The sequence below is a fragment of the Brachybacterium paraconglomeratum genome (assembly GCF_039541415.1).
GTDB classification, from domain to species: Bacteria; Actinomycetota; Actinomycetes; order Actinomycetales; family Dermabacteraceae; genus Brachybacterium; species Brachybacterium paraconglomeratum_A.
Genome location: NZ_BAABGE010000006.1, coordinates 85,869 through 101,319, shown reverse-complemented (window position 1 = coordinate 101,319; position 15,451 = coordinate 85,869). Strand labels below are relative to the sequence as shown.

Genomic DNA, 15,451 nt, shown 5'->3' with positions numbered 1-15,451 from the left:
GCTCCCCATCGGGGCGATTCTGCTGACTATCCCGGCACGGCGAGCAGCGGCCAGTGTGAATAGGCGGTGAACTCACCTACCCCGTCAATGAGCGTCTGAAGAACCCCGCCATTCAACGGCGGAAGTCACAGCGAATAGGGTCCGGCAGTGGAATTTCGGGACAGATCTGTCCACTGCGCAGCGCCCACGACCTCACTGTGACACTGAGAGCTCCTCGCCCCGGAGCGTGAGGACTCATGCGGCGGTAGATCCGGGCGTCGGGCTCTGGACGTGCGCGCTCCGCGACCCGGAGAGGTGCGGAGCGCGCGATCACCTGATCGGGACGTGCCCCGTCACCCGCGGCTGCGGGCTCGCGCAGTCAGCGAGATGCCGATTCCGAGCGCGAGCGCCGCCGCGAGTGCCCATGGCAGGACCTCGAGGCCGGTCCGGGCGAGCGGCCCGCGGGAACCGTCGGCCGACGGATCATCCTGCGAGCCGGAGCCGGAGCCGGAGCCGGAGCCGGAGCCGGAGCCGGAGCCGGAGCCGGAGCCGGAGCCGGAGCCGGAGCCGGAGCCGGAGGCGCCGTCACCGTCACCGTCGCCGTCACCGTCGCCGTCACCGGGAACTTCGGCTCCGCCGCCGGGTGCCTCGCCATCACCAGGGGTCTGGCCGTCATCGCCACCGCCGGGCTGCTCCCCGTCGCCGCCGTCACCCGGATCCTCGCCGTCGCTGCCGTCGCCGGGATCCTCCCCGCCGCTCCCGGCCTGCGGGGCCACGAACACCGCGACGGTCTGCGCGGGCACGGTGACGGTGCCGGTGGCTGCATCCCACGTGGCCTGCTTGACCACCTCGTCGGCGCCGCCGGCCTGCACCTCGTGCAGCTCGTAGTCCAGCCCGGCCATGCCTTGGATCGTCTCGGTGATCGGCTCACCGGTCGCGTTGAACACGGTGACCAGCCCGTCGAGCGCCGGATCCGCGTCCCCGCCCACGGTGTCGTCGATCCGCATCACCAGCAGACCGGCGGTGGCGTCGGCGCCGGCGTTCGGGAAGCTGACCTTCTGCCGGATCAGCTCCGCGTCGCCGAGGGTGAACAGCGTCGAGGAGGAGCGCATCCGCAGCAGATCCAGGGTGACCTCGCTGGAGCGCCCGATGTCCTCCGGAGTCGGCGTCTTCGCCGGATCCTCGAGCATCGGCACCATGAGATCCCAGGCCTCGCCGTTCTTCTCCTCCGGCGGCAGGCCCGTGCCGAAGCCGCTGGTCTGCTGCGTCCAGTCGATCGTGTTGAAGTGGTCGCCGGAGTTGTAGCTGTCGCGGTCGAGCGACTTCGAGCGCAGCAGATCGGTGCCGCCCGCCCAGAACGAGGGGGACTGGCCCAGGGTCACCGTGGCCAGGGACAGCGTGTTCATCCGCACCCGCACGTCCATCGGTGCGTCCTGCGGCAGCTTCCACACGTTCATGTCGTACAGCGCCTCGTTGTCGTGCGCGTCGACGTAGTTGACCGTCTCCTCGGGACGGGTGGCGTACCCGGCGGGAGCGCCGTTGTAGTCCAGCTGGTCACCGCGCACCACCTCTCCGCTCGAGCTCAGCAGCTCGTAGTCGGCGAGGTTGCCGGCCATCCCGATGCGGATCAGGTCGGTGCGATGGCGCAGATCGGTCAGCTGTTCCGCTTCACCCACCTCCGCGAAGCCGTTCGGCATCGTGTACAGGCCGTTGCCGAAGCCCTGCGCGGTGCGCTTGTCGGTGTCGAAGGGGCTGCCGCCGTGCACGGCGTCCCGCAGCCGGTCGTTGAAGGTGCCGATCGAGGTGCCGCCCAGCTGCCCCTGCGTGGCCTGGGTGAAGCGGGCGTTGTCCGCGATCTCGCCGAAGTTCCAGCCCTCGCCGTAGAGGTAGATGCTCTTCCCATCGACCCCGTCAACCTCGAGGGTCAGCTGATCCAGCGCCTCGCGCACGGCGAGCATGTTCTCCACCGAGTGGTGGCCCATCAGGTCGAAGCGGAAGCCGTCCACGTGGTACTGACGGGCCCAGAGCACGGTCGAGTCGACCATGAGCTTCTGGCTCATGGCGTTCTCGGTCGCGATGTTCGAGCAGCAGCTGGAGTTCTCCACCCCGCCGTCGAGGTTCAGTCGCTGGTAGTAGCCGGGAACGATCCGGTCCAGCACGGACTTGTCTGCCTGGCCGTGCGCGGCGGTGTGGTTGTAGACCTGGTCGAGCACCACCTGCAGGCCCATCGAGTGCAGCTCGCCCACCATGGAGCGGAACTCCGCGGTGCGCTCTCCGCCGATCTGGTGGCCGCCTGTCGCGTAGGACCCCTCGGGGCTCATGTAGTGCAGCGGGTCGTAGCCCCAGTTGTAGGGGTCCTGGTCCGCGACGGCGGTCACCGCGGCCTGCTGTGCGGTCGAGGAAGGTCCCGCATCGGCGGGAATCTCCGGCTGGACCTGTGCGGCGCGGTCCTCCTCGATGGTGGCGATGTCGAAGGTGGGCAGCAGGTGCACGGTGGTCACGCCCGCCTCGGCGAGCTCGCCGAGCCGCGCGGAGCCTGCCGAGTCCGGGTGGCCGAAGGCGGCATAGCTGCCCCGGACCTCCTCGGGCAGAGCCTCGTCACCGGCGGAGAAGTCCCGCAGGTGCAGCTCGTAGATCGTCTGATCGGCGAACTGATCGACGATCGGGGCGGGGGAGTCCGTCCAGACCTCCGGCGCCCAGCGCGGGTCGTCCAGATCCAGCACCACCGAGTGCTGAGAGTTCAGGGTCAGGCCCACCGAGTACGGATCGGTCACGACGTTGGTCGTGACCTCGCCGAGGGCGGGGACGAAGACGTCCACGGCGAAGGTGTAGGCCTGGTCGGTCCAGTCGGCGGCGCCGACGGCAGTCCACACGCCGCCCGGCCCGCGCTCCATCGCGACCTCGGTCGGCGCGGCGGTCGAACCCGCGGCAGCCACCGCCGGGCCGTGCAGCTGCAGCGTCACCTGCTGCGCCGTCGGCGCCCACAGCGAGAGCGACGGCACGCCAGCCTCCCAGGTCACACCGAGGTCCTGCGCGGTCGCGCCCTCGGCGAAGAGGGCATCGAGCACGCCCGGGATCTGCAGCCCGGTGAACACCTCGATGCCGTCCGCGCCGTACTGTACGACGGCCAGCTCGCCGCGAAGCGCCTCCACCAGCACGGAGCGGTCCAGATCCGGCAGGTCGAGGGCGAGGAAGTCCTTCAGATGCCCGCGGCCTGCGAGTTCAGCCTGGTCCAGGCCGCCGTCGCGCAGGGTCAGCTCTCCGAGGCTGGTGCCACCGACGACGGCGCCCTCCTCGACCGCGAGCCCGCCGGCCTTTGCCGTGAACAGCTCCCAGCGGGTGCCCTCAGGAGCAGTCACCAGGTTCGCCGGCCAGGCGATGGTGTCGGCGTCCACGACGTGGCCCAGCTGCTTGCCGGTGCCTGCGAGCTGCGGCGAGGCGGCCTCGACGGCCAGCAGGTGGGTGGTCAGGTCGTAGGTGAAGGTCACCAGTTCGCCGTCCTGGGTGGAGAAGGAGTAGTTCGCGCCGCCCGGCTCGCCGCCTGCGCCGTAGCTCTCGTCCCAGGATCCTCCGTGGGCGGCCTTGGTCTCGTAGGACCCGCCGGGGATCGCGTCGGTGGTGAAGGTGAAGAGGCCATCGCCGTCGGGATCCTGCATCCAGGTGCGCATGCACCCGGGCATCCAGTCCTCGGGGCAGCCGAGCGCGGCGTTGAACGATCCGGGCAGGGTGACGAAGGGTCCCATGGCGCTGTTCTGCGCGACGTGGGTGGCCGGGTCGTACCAGAAGGTCAGCGGCCCGCCCTCGTGGGTATAGGTGATGTCCCCGCCGCCGGGCACGCCGCCCGCGCCGTAGTTCTCGTCCCAGCTGCCGCCGACGGCAACCTTGAAGGCGTAGTCCCCGGCCGGGATGTCGAACGTGCCGGTGTACATGCCGGAGTCCGCATCCAGGGTCAGCTGGGCCGCGGTGCAGTCCGGCTGCCAGTCGCCCGCGCAGCCCATCGCGGCGTTGTGCGAACCGGGCACGGTCACGGACAGCTCGTCGATCGCGCCCGGTCCCTCCTCGGAGCCGCCCGCGGAGAGGTCCGCGCCGACGACCGCGGTCGTCGAGTCCGCGACTCGGTTCCCGGCCGCGTCGGTCGAGACCGCGCGGTACTCGAGCAGGGTGCCGACGGGCAGTGCGCGCACGTCGTGGAACACGCGCGGGCTGTCATCCTCCGCGGTGCCGAGCGCCGTCCAGGCGACCTCGCCGGCGAGGCGCCAGCTGACGGTGGTCTCGGCCCAGCGGTCGGCGGTGACGGCGGCGCTGATCGGGGCGAGGCCCTCGACCTTCGCACCGTCGGCGAGATCCAGCATGATCTCCTGCGCCTCGGCAGCAGCGGCCACAGGCTGATCCGCCCGCAGCACCACGGCGCTGAGCGCAGGCACCGTGATCTCGACCGTTCCGTCGGCCCCAGCAGTCACCGGGGCATGGTCGCCGTAGAGCGAGGTATAGCTTGCGCCCGGGGTGAGGGTGGTGAGCGTGACGGTGTGCGCCTCGGGGGCGTTGTTCAGCGCGACGAGGTGCTCGAGCTTCTGCTCGCGGTCCACGCGGGAGAAGGCGTAGATCCCGGCGCCGTCCTCGGCGTGCAGCTCGATCTGCGCGCCGGTGGCGAGCGCCGGAGTGGTGTTGCGCAGCGTGGCGAGCTCGCTGATCAGCGGGTACAGCTGCGCCTCTGTCGAGAAGTGCTCGCCCTCGCCATAGGGCGCGCCGTCGATCAGGGTGTCATCGAGATAGGAGGAGACCTGGCTGGCGAACATCGACTGGCGGGCGTCCTTGTCGCTGCCGTCGCCGGCGAAGCCCTGCTCGTCGCCGTAGTAGATCACCGGCTGGCCACGGGTCAGCAGCATCGTCTCGTGCGCGAAGGCGGTGCGCTCCGCGAGCCGGTCGGAGTCCCGCAGCAGATAGCCGATGCGGCCCATGTCGTGATTGCCCACGAAGGTGGGCAGGTCCGCGGCGGAGGAGTCCGCCGTCGTGTAGTAGTCATCCGCCGCGAACAGACCGGCCATGCCCTGCGCGGTGTAACCCTTGGCCCAGTTCGTCGCGGAGGACTGGAAGGCAAAGTCGAGCACCGAGTCCATCTCGGTGTCGCGCACATAGGGGGAGAGCTTCTGCGCGTCAGCGTCATAGATCTCGCCGAAGGTGAAGAACTGCTCCCCGGCCGGCGACCCGCCCTGGTGATCGACCAGAGTGGAGGTGAAGGTCTGCCAGAACTGGAAGTCCACATGCTTGGCGGTGTCGATGCGGAAGCCATCGATCCCGAAGTCCATCCAGGTGGTGTAAATGTCCTCCATCGTCGCGAGCACCCTCGGGTCCTCGGTCATCAGGTCATCCAGACCGTCGAAGTCGCCGAAGGTGACGGACTCTCCCTCCCACGTCGAGTTGCCGCGGTTGTGGTACATCGTGACGTCGTTCAGCGCCTCGGGGACCATCACCTGGTTCTCCGCCGAGCGCACCGGCGAGTAAGGGAACGAGGACGCCGGATCCATCGCCGGGAAGTCGGTGGACTGCGCGAGCGCGGTGACGTCCACCGGGCTGCCAGCCTCATCGAGATAGGGGGAGGTCGCCTGGTCGACGTAGCCGTACTCGCCCTCCTCGTAGTCGATGAGGTCCGCGGTGTGGTTGGTGATGATGTCGAAGTAGACCTTGATGCCGCGGGAGTGGGCGTCGTCGATCAGCCGCTTCAGCTCCTCGTTCGTGCCCAGGTGCGGGTCGATGGTGGTGAAGTCGGTGACCCAGTAGCCGTGGTAGCCGGCGCTCGCGTCCTCGCCCTCGCCCTGGACCGGGTTGTTGGTGAAGGAGGGGGTCAGCCAGATCGCACTCATCCCCAGGCCCTCGATGTAGTCCAGCTGCGAGTGGAGCCCGGCGATGTCACCGCCCTGGTAGAAGCCCTTGTCGGTGGGGTCGAAGCCGTGATCCAGGCGCTCGCCGTCGATCCCGCCGGTGTCGTTGCTCGGATCACCGTTCTCGAAGCGGTCGGTGAGCACGAAGTAGAAGGTCTCGCCTCCGCCGGGGTGGCGGTAGGGGGCCGACGAGAGGGCGTCGTCCTCCTCGGTGTATTCCCCGCCCTGATCGGCGAGCACGACGGACAGCCGCGAGGTCGTCTCGTCGAAGCGGAAGGTCACCCGACTGGGGGCGGCGATGGCCAGCGGGATGTTGTCCTCGCCGCCGCCCAGCCCATAGGCCGCATCCCAGCTGCCGCCGATCGCGGTCTTGATCTCGTACTGCCCGGCGGGGACCTCGAAGGTCGACTCCCACTGCCCGGCCGCCGAGGTGGGGGCGAGCGCGGTCGCCTCGCACGCCGGGTCCCAATCCGCCTCGCAGCCCAGCTCGTCCTGGAGGGAGCCGGTGAGCACCGGCTGGTCGGGGCCGACGGCGAACACCAGCGGCGCGGTGCCGAGGATCGTGGCGGTGGCCATGAGCAGTGCGGTGAGCATTGCGAGCAGCCGATGGGAAGCGTAGGGGACCGACATGCGGGGACTCCTCTGTCCGGGCAAGGGCGCCGGCTGAAGCCGACGGGGGAGGGCGCGCAGGAGACGACCGGGAGCGTCGAGCCTGCAAGATCTTGCATAGCGAAACCTGCGACTGTGCGGTGTTTGCCGTCTCCACCGTAGGGGGTGCAGGTCACATGCTCAAGGGTGAGAGCAGAACCTGCAAGAACTTTCAGGGCAGCAGGGTGCCCGCCCCGGCGAGGGTCGCGATCGTCGTGACCGCGGCATACCCGGTCAGCACCGTGCACAGCAGCCATTCGCGGGCGCTGCCGGCGTTGCCCAGCAGCGGCACGGCGACATCCCCGCTGCGCTGCCAGAGCGGCGAGGCGAGTCGCTTCGGCGGCTTCACGGTCAGCGGCCAGGTGGGGAAGGGGATCCCGTCGGTCGTGAGCAGGTCGCCGACGAGATGCGCCAGCGCCCCCACCGCCACGGCGGCCGGCAGCCAGATCGAGGTGTCCGGCGCGACGACCCCGACCAGCAGCCCGGCACCGATCCCCACGACCCAGGGCAGCAGCCTCCCCGTGACCGCCTTCAGCGCCCGGGTGCCGAAGGCGCACATCACGGCGACCAGGAGGGCGGCGCCCGCCTGCACCTCACCCAGCACGGGCACCACCACCTGCCAGTCGAGCCCGTTCACGAACGCCGCCAGCACGGTGAACGCGAGGACGGCGAGCAGCGTGTGCGTGGCCCCGCGATGGCCGGCCGCTCTGCTGACGGACCGGGTGAGCGCCTTCGTGAGGCCGCCGCCGGAGCGGGAGATCGTGGCACTGGGATGGTCGATATCCGGCAGCAGGGCGGCGCCGGTGGCGACCACGGCACCGGCGATCACCTGCGCGGGCGTCAGGTCCCACAGGTCCAGCCCCGCCGCATGCCCGAGCACCGAGGTGGAGCCGGCCAGGGCCATCCAGGCGGCGGTGCCGCTGATCGCGTGATGTCCGCCCATCATGGGCATCGTCCTCCTCGGGAGTTGGTCTGCGCGGCCTCACCAGGGGAAGGATGGGGGAGGAGGGCCGCCGGGAAGACTACCGGCGGGTCACGACAGTCAGCGGCGCCGGGATATTCGACGCGCCCTTCCGCACGGCGATGACATGATCTCCGGAACCGATAGAGGAGTGAAGGCAGTGGATGTCGAGGTGAGCACGTCGTGGGAGACCTGGCCAGCGCTGCGCGACGAGACGCGGCTGTTGCACCCGGGGTCGGCGCTGGTCGGTCTGCACCGCGACGGAGAGCTGGTCGGCCTGCTCCGCCGTTACGTGGGCGACGGCTCCCGCTGGCTCACGCGCTGGCCGACGGGGGAGTCTGATCGGGAGCCGCCCGCACCGTCGGTGCATTTCAGCGCCGACAGCGATGCGCACACGGCAGAGGCCTGGTTCGAGTCGGAGTGTCTCGACGGCGAGGACCACCTGGTGGCCAGGGCCGTGCTGACGCCTCGCCAGCCACCGGCCTGGATCCAACGGCCGGCCGCCGGCACCGACGGCCTCGTGGTCGAAGCCCTCGCAGAGCTGCTGGTCGAGTCCGGCGGCGCGGATGCGGGGAACGAGATGCCGCTGCACGAGGTCATCGCCCTGCCGGGGCCACGTGTTCCGGGACTGCATGCAGATCTCGGCGCCCGCTCGTGGCATGTCACGGATGGGAGGCGCGTCCTGCGCGCAGTGGAGCTGCCTCCGCTGAGGAACCGTGACGACGATGCGCTCCGCGCTCGCCGAGCCCGGATCATCGACTCGACTGCGCCGCTGTCGGCCCCGGGGTTTCTCCTCTGGAAGGAGGGTGAGGTGAGGCTCTGGCGTGGCGGCGAGGAACCGCTGCTGGATCCCTTCCTCGCACACCGCGACCAGTCTCCGCTGGAGAGGCTGCTCGTCGAGCGCCTTGATGCCGAGAGCCTCGAGTTCTCGTCGTAGTCCGCGGCGTCGAGGAGTGGAGCCCGACGCCGCAGTTCCGGCGAGGTGCCCTTCTCGCCACCGTTCACCGCGTCGCCGCCTCCAGCAGCTCGAGCACGTGGCGGTAGCTCTTCCCGGTCGCGGCCTGCATGCCGAGCTCGCAGGTGCGGTTCGCGGAGACGTACCAGTCGGTCTCCCGCTGTGCGACCTCGGCCGCCTCTGCGGCGGTGGCTGACGCGGTGAGCTCGGGATGCAGCATCCCGCGGTCACCCGCGTAGCCGCAGCAGCCCCAGTCCACCGGCACCACGACGTCCCGGGCGGCGGCCTCGGCGATCGCGACCAGGTCCTCGGTCGCCCCCAGATGCGTCGTCGAGCAGGTGGGGTGCACGGTGACGGACCCGGCCCGCTCGCCGATCTGGAGCCGGTCCAGCAGGTGGCGGCGCACGAAGGTGATCGCGTCCACCACCTCGATGCCCGTGCCCGTCATCGCGTCGAGGATCCCCTCGGTGCAGCTGGAGGCATCGACGATCACCGGCAGGCGCCCGCCGTCGCTCGCCGCGAGCAGCGCGGAGCGCACCCGCTCCCGCATCTGCTCCTTCGCCTCGGTCATCCCCTTGGAGGAGAAGGGTGTGCCGCAGCAGAGGGACGCGGCGTCATCGGGCACCGTGAGGCGCATCCCGGCGCGCTGGGCGAGCAGACCGAGCGCGAGGGGCACCCCGAGCGAGGTCGCAGCCGCCGTCGGCCCGCGACCGCTCCCGCATCCGCAGTCCCCACCGCAGCCGCTGGAACTGTCGCGGTCCGTCGCCCGCGGCTCCTCCGCGGCCCCGAACATCGTGTGCACACAGGCTGGCAGGTACACCGCGGCAACATCTGCAGACGCCCGCCCCCGCCCGCCGGCCCGCCGCACCGACCCACCGCGACGCGGCAGCTCCTCCCGGTACTGCGGCACCACATCCGCCCCCAGCACGGCCCGGCCGACGTCGGTCGCGACCCGCGGCAGCACCTGCGGCATCGCTCCGGCCACGCTCATCGCGGCCGATGCCCCCCGGGTCAGCAGATCCCAGTTCCCGGCCGCAGCGCCCCAGGCTGCGTTCGGGGCCACACCCGCGTCCTCCGCCCGCAGCCGCCGCACCAGATCACCGGTGTTTATATCGACCGGGCACGCTGTCTCGCACATCCCATCGACGGCGCAGGTCTCCAGCCCCTGGTACTCGTAAGCCTTCCGGATCGCGCGGGCGGTCTCGAGATCCCCGCGCTGCTCAGCGAGGTTCGCGTCACGGCGCAGCACGATCCGCTGGCGCGGGGTGAGGGTGAGGTCCTTGGAGGGGCACACCGGCTCGCAGTAGCCGCACTCCACGCAGCGGTCCGCCTCCTCCTCGATCGCGACCACCGGCTTCAGATCGCGCATGTGCGCGGAGGGGTCATCGGTGAGCACCACACCCGGGTTCAGGATCCCCGCCGGGTCCACGAGGGCTTTCAGCTCCCGCATCACGCCGTACAGCTCCGGCCCGTACTGCCGCTCGACGAAGGGGGCCATCACCCGCCCGGTGCCGTGCTCGGCCTTGAGGTTCCCGCCGTGGCCGAGGACCAGAGTGACCATGTCCTCGGTGAACGCCTCGAGTCGGTCGCCGCCGTCCCCGAGCCGTTCGTTGAGCAGGAAGTGGATGTTGCCGTCCTTCGCGTGCCCGAAGATCACCGACTCGTCATAGCCGTGCCGGTCGAACAGCCCCTGCAGCCCCTGGCAGGTGGCCTCCAGCTCCGGCACCGGCACCACCACATCCTCGAGCAGGGCGGTGGATCCCGCCGGCCGCGCCCCGGCGACCGCGGCATAGAGCCCCTTGCGGGTGGTCCACATCGCCGCCCGGCGGCCCGCCTCGGTGGTCATCGAGAAGGGTGCGGCAAGGCCCAGCGTCGCGGCGAGCGAGGAGGCGTCGGCCGCCTTCTGGGCGAGCACCTCGGGCGCATCCGCCCGATGCTCCACCAGCAGCGCCGCATGGCCGTCGACCGTGAGCCCGAGGATCTCCTGCGGCGCTCCCGTGAGGGACTGTGCGACGATCAGCGAGCGGGCGTCCATCAGCTCCGCGGTGGCGAAACCGGCGCCCACCACCTCGGGCAGCGCGGCGGTCGCGGCGGTGAGCGAGGGCAGCACCAGCAGCCCGGTGGCGATGTGCTTCTGGATCGGGACTGTGCGGAACACCGCGGAGGAGACGAAGGCGAGGGTGCCCTCGGAGCCGACGATCAGGTGGGCGAGCACGTCGGCCGGGGTCTCGAAGTCCAGCAGGGCGTTGATGCCGTAGCCCATCGTGTTCTTCAGCGCGAAGCGCTCCCGGATCACGCGGGTCGCGGCGGCGTCCTCCCGCACCCGCCGCATGAGGCGCAGCAGGCCCTCGTGAAGGGCGGGCTCGTCGGCCCGCAGGCGCGCTTCGGCTCCCTCGAGCGCGGTGTCCACGATCGTGCCGGAGGGCAGCACGAAGCGCAGCGACTCGAGCGTGCGATAGGAGTTCTCGGCGATCCCCGCCGCCATGCCCGAGGAGTTGTTCGCGATCACCCCGCCGATGGTGCAGGCGATCTCGGAGGCCGGATCCGGGCCCAGCCGCCGCATATGCCGCAGCAGGTGGGCGTTGACCTGCCGCAGCGTCGCGCCGGGCCCCACCCGCACGCGCTCGCCCGCATCGAGCACCTCGATCCGGCGGAAGTGGGTCCGCACATCGGCCAGCACGGAGTCGGACTGCGCCTGCCCGGACAGGCTGGTCCCGCCGGAGCGGAAGGTCAGCGGCCGACGTTCGCCCGTCGCCTGGCGCAGCAGCGCCACCACCTCGGCCTCGTCGGCCGGGGCGGTCACCGCCTCGGGCAGCAGCAGGAAGTGGGAGGCATCATGCGCGAGGGTGTGGCGGGCGACGACATCGGTGTCGAGCAGCGGCAGAGCGGTCATGCCTCACGGTATCTCGCGAGCTGGTGGCGGGCTGTACCGTCGGTTCCGTGACGAGCGCATTGACCACTTATCTCGAACGACTCTCCATCGCGCTGTCGACCGCGACAGCGCCCGAGACCACGGATGCGGTGCAGCCGGACCGCGGCATCTCCGGCAGCGCTGAGGCCGTTGGTGACATCCCCGAGCTGTCCTTCCTCTCCGGCGCCCGCGAGGACCATCTCGGCGTCGCCATCTGCTCGATCGACGGGGAGATCACCTCCGCCGGCAGCGACCACGCCTTCCCCGTGCAGTCGATCTCCAAGGCGTTCGCCTATGGCGCCGCCATCGACCTGCACGGCATGGACTACGTCGATTCGGTGGTCGACGAGGAGCCGACGGGGGAGGAGTTCAACGCCCTCAGCATCGACCGGCACTCGAAGAAGCCGAAGAACCCGCTGGTCAACATCGGCGCGATCCGCACCCACGCGATGCTGGGCCCCACCCAGGATGAGCGCACGAAGCGACTGCGTGATGTGCTCGACGCCGCTGCCGGCCGCCCGCTCGAGCTGCATGAGGAGACCCGGGACGAGGAGCTGACCACCGCCGACCGCAATCTCGCGCTCGCCTACATGCTGCGCGCCGCCGGGTCGATGAACGAGGACGCCGCAGAGGTGGTCGGCGGCTACATCGAGGGCTGCGCGGTGCTCACCACCGTCACGGATCTCGCGGTGATGGCCGCGACCCTCGCCTCCGGCGGCACCAATCCGCTCACCGGCGAGGAGGTGTTCTCCCGGGTCGCCGCCCGCCAGGTGCTCTCGGTGATGCTCACCTGCGGGATGTACGACAACGCCGGCGACTGGGTCAGCGACGTCGGCCTGCCCGCGAAGTCCGGCGTTGGCGGCGGGATCATCGCCTCGCTGCCCTCCCGGTTCGGCCTCGCCAGCTACGCCCCGCAGCTGGACCTGCACGGCAACTCCGTGCGCGGCACCTACTTCTTCGAACGCCTCAGCGCGGACTTCGCCCTCCACATGCTCGACGGCGTGGTGCCGCGCGACCTCGAGGAGTGCGCACAGGAGCTGATGGAAGTGGGCACGCACCCGTGATCGCCGCCCGACAGCTCGACCCCGACGAGTGGCCGCTCTGGCGAGAGCTGCGACTGCGCGCCCTGGAGGATTCCCCGGGCGCCTTCGGCAGCACGCTCGCCGAGATCCGCGAGCGTGACACCGAAGCCCACTGGCGCGAGGGCGTCAGCTGGCCGCGGGTCCCCTTCGTGGTGGAGGCCGACGGCCAGCCCGCCGCCATGGGCCGCCTCCTGTTCGGTGACGATCCGGTGTACGGGGACGTTCCGGGAGCGCGCGCGGAGCTGATCTCCGTCTGGGTCGCGCCCGAGCTCCGCGGGCACGGCGCCGGCCGCGCCCTGATCGCCGCTGCGGTCGAGCACCTCGCCTCCCGCCATCCGCAGACCCGGCTGCTCCTGGCGGTCGTCGAGACGAACCTGCCCGCCCGTCGGCTCTACGAGAGCTGCGGCTTCGGGACCGGCGGCCGGAACCCCGAGGACGCCGCCGAGCTGCTCATGGAGCGCCGCGCCGCCCCGATGGAACAGGAGCCCGTGGAGCTGCCCACCGACCTGGTCGCCCGCTACCGGGCCGTGGACCGGGAGCTGGTCGGGACCCCGACCCTGGACACCCCCGCCCACCTGGACCGCCTCGAGGCGGAGATCGCCCGGGAGGGCATGCGCACCCCCATCGATCTGGCCTTCAACCAGGAGTTCGCGACACTCGACGGCAATCACCGCATCGCCGTGGCCCTGCGCCTGGGACTGAGCACCGTCCCCGTCCACCTCACCCGCCGCATGCGAGAACTGCGCCCGGCCCATGCCCAGGACATGCGCCCCGACGACCTGACTCTGCTCGACGCCGCCCTGCGCGGGGAAGCGCCTGTGAATCGGTAGACTCGCCCCCATGAGTTCCACCTCGAGCAACGACCTGGTCCGCCGCCCCTTCGAGGGCCTGCCGAACGAACAGGATCTGGTGGCTATGCGCCAGCTGATCCCGGCGGCGACGATGGCCGCGAAGACCACCGCGGAGTACGGCTCTCTGGATGTCGAGCTCGCGACCATCCTGCCGATGGCCTGGCCTGCCGTGCGCCGCACTGACGGCTCCGTCACCGTCGGCATCCAGGCCGGTTATCCCGGCGGCGACCTCTCACGCGGCATCGGCCAGGCCATCAAGCTCGCCGCCGCGCTCGAGCCCGGCAACCCGATCACCACCGTCACCCTCGACGAGGACGCCCCGCGCCTGCAGGACATCCTCGACCTCAGCGGCGGCTTCGAGCTCCAGATCCAGGACACCTTCGAGTTCTGGCTCGACCCCAGCGCCGAGCGCACCGGCGAGATCGAGCAGGCCATCTCCCAGGCCAACGAATCGATCATGCCGACCCGTGCGGTGGCGGGCCTGCCCCACGCCTACTGGGTCGACGCCGGCGCGAAGGAGCACGTGCGCTGGGTGCTCGACGCCGACGAGGAGAAGGTGATCGACGCGGTCACCCGCCTCCACGCCCGTCGCGAATCCGCGATCTGCGAGGGTGCCAAGTACGTCGGCTCCTTCCGCGCCGAGGGCCTCTCGATCCCGGTCTGGGACCTCGCGAAGGGTTCCGGCGTCGAGGCCGCCGAGGCAGAGGCAGAAGCCTTCCGCGCTCGTTTCGAGGAGGCGCTCGCCTCGACCGAGCCGCTCACCACCCTCGAACGTCGGGCCCGGGGCGGCATCGTGGCCCGTCAGGTGACACTGCGATGAGCACCGCGGGGCCGCTGACGACGCACCGTCCCGAGCGGGTGGCCGTCGTGATCCCCGCCAAGAACGAGGCGGAGCGGATCGAGGCGACCATCGAGTCCGCCCGCAGGATTGCGGGAGTGGACCTCGTGGTGGTCGTCGACGACGGCTCCACCGACTCCACCTCCGCTGTCGCGATGGGGGCCGACGCCCTGGTGGTGCGGCACAAGACCAACCGAGGCAAGGCCGCCGCGATGGCGACCGGTGCCCAGATGGTCGCGATCCGCGAGCACGCCGAACGGGCCGATGGAGGCTCCAGCTTCTCCGAGGAGCTGCACGCCGAACCGCGCTCGCCCGGCCACACTGGTCCGTTGCCGGTGATCGACGCGCACCACACCGTGCCGCGCGCCCTGCTGTTCCTCGACGCCGATATGGGTGGCTCCGCCGAAGCCGCGCAGCCGCTGGTCGATGCAGTGCTCGACGAGGGCGTCGACATGGCGATCGCCCTGCTGCCCCCGCAGGAGGGCGCCGCTGGAATGGGCATCGTGGTGCGCACCTCACGCCGGGGCATCCACCGCGCCACCGGCTGGGAGCCGAACCAGCCGCTGTCCGGCACCCGCTGCATCACCCGGGAGACCTGGGAGGCCTGTCTTCCGCTCGCTCCGGGCTGGGGCGTGGAGACCTCGCTGACGATCGATGCGCTCAGCAGCGGGTTCTGGGTCAAGGAGATCCCGGCCGAGCTCCATCACCGTGCTACCGGCAAGGACCTCCGCGGCCAGCTGCATCGTGCCGCGCAGCTGCGCGATGTGGTGCGGGCGCTCGCCCGCAAGCGCCACCTGGCCCCCGACCTCGAGGAGGATGGGCAGGCCGAGTCGCCGGAGGATCCGGAGCCGCTGGAGGTCGCACCGCTGCCGCCACTCCCGTCGGCACCGACGGACCATGACGAGGAGAAGACCTGGACCGTCGTCCCGGAGCCTGCCACCGAGTCCGAGCGTGCAGAGCATGCCGAGGCCCGTCGGCTGACCCTCGCGGACCTGCCCGTCACCGGGGAGTTCTCCGACGACGAGACCCGGGCCCTCGGCGACGTGGACGCCGCGGAGCTCGACGCCCTGCTGCGTGACCTGCCGGTGGACGGCGACTTCGCCCCCGATGACGTCGTCTACCTCGCGGAGACCGACCTCGAGACGCTCGCGACCCGGCTCCGGGGTGCGCCCGTCGAGGGCCGCTTCACCCCGGAGCATGCGGTGATCATCGCCTCGCACCTCGAGGTCGGAGAGCCCACGATCCCGGAGTCCCTGCCCACACCGCTCAGCCCCGACGAGTACACCTCGCTCGTGGTGCACGCCGCGGTGGACGCGGAGAACCTTTAGCCAGCGTTCTGGTTCTGGT

At 70.9% G+C, this 15,451-nt stretch carries 8 protein-coding genes; 5 read left to right on the top strand and 3 right to left on the bottom strand.

Features of this window, described 5'->3' with window-relative positions:
- Positions 1 to 332: 332 nt before the first annotated feature.
- Both pulA and ABD893_RS09230 read right to left on the bottom strand, forming a co-directional pair.
- Positions 333 to 6,488 (bottom strand): pullulanase-type alpha-1,6-glucosidase, encoded by a 6,156-nt coding sequence (pulA, locus tag ABD893_RS09235; protein ID WP_345078743.1) that lies wholly within the window; start codon positions 6,486 to 6,488, stop codon positions 333 to 335.
- Positions 6,489 to 6,678: 190 nt separating this feature from the next.
- Complete coding sequence (locus ABD893_RS09230; protein ID WP_345078740.1) at positions 6,679 to 7,452, bottom strand: metal-dependent hydrolase; 774 nt, start codon at positions 7,450 to 7,452, stop codon at positions 6,679 to 6,681.
- 187 nt (positions 7,453 to 7,639) lie between these two features.
- On the opposite strand from ABD893_RS09230, the gene ABD893_RS09225 reads away from it, so the two are divergent.
- Positions 7,640 to 8,404, top strand: coding sequence for a hypothetical protein (locus ABD893_RS09225; protein ID WP_345078737.1), 765 nt, complete (start codon positions 7,640 to 7,642; stop codon positions 8,402 to 8,404).
- A 64-nt stretch (positions 8,405 to 8,468) separates the two neighbouring features.
- On the opposite strand, the gene ABD893_RS09220 is transcribed toward ABD893_RS09225, so the two are convergent.
- Positions 8,469 to 11,315, bottom strand: a complete 2,847-nt coding sequence (locus ABD893_RS09220) for an FAD-binding and (Fe-S)-binding domain-containing protein (protein ID WP_345078734.1) — start codon at positions 11,313 to 11,315, stop codon at positions 8,469 to 8,471.
- Between the two features lie 47 nt (positions 11,316 to 11,362).
- Here ABD893_RS09220 and glsA point away from each other — a divergent pair, with 47 nt between their 5' ends.
- Genes glsA through ABD893_RS09200 form a run of 4 tightly spaced genes read left to right on the top strand, consistent with a single transcriptional unit; the run spans position 11,363 to position 15,432 of the window.
- Positions 11,363 to 12,397, top strand: coding sequence for a glutaminase A (gene glsA, locus ABD893_RS09215; protein WP_345078731.1), 1,035 nt, complete (start codon positions 11,363 to 11,365; stop codon positions 12,395 to 12,397).
- Positions 12,394 to 13,245 carry a GNAT family N-acetyltransferase gene (locus tag ABD893_RS09210; RefSeq protein ID WP_345078728.1) on the top strand — a complete coding sequence of 284 codons (852 nt, stop codon included), beginning with the start codon at positions 12,394 to 12,396 and terminating at the stop codon, positions 13,243 to 13,245. The genes glsA and ABD893_RS09210 overlap by 4 nt, the downstream gene beginning before the upstream one ends.
- A 10-nt stretch (positions 13,246 to 13,255) precedes the next feature.
- Complete coding sequence (locus tag ABD893_RS09205; protein WP_345078725.1) at positions 13,256 to 14,086, top strand: DUF5926 family protein; 831 nt, start codon at positions 13,256 to 13,258, stop codon at positions 14,084 to 14,086.
- Positions 14,083 to 15,432 carry a glycosyltransferase family 2 protein gene (locus ABD893_RS09200; protein ID WP_345078721.1) on the top strand — a complete coding sequence of 450 codons (1,350 nt, stop codon included), beginning with the start codon at positions 14,083 to 14,085 and terminating at the stop codon, positions 15,430 to 15,432. Before ABD893_RS09205 ends, ABD893_RS09200 begins: the two co-directional genes overlap by 4 nt.
- Positions 15,433 to 15,451: the final 19 nt, after the last annotated feature.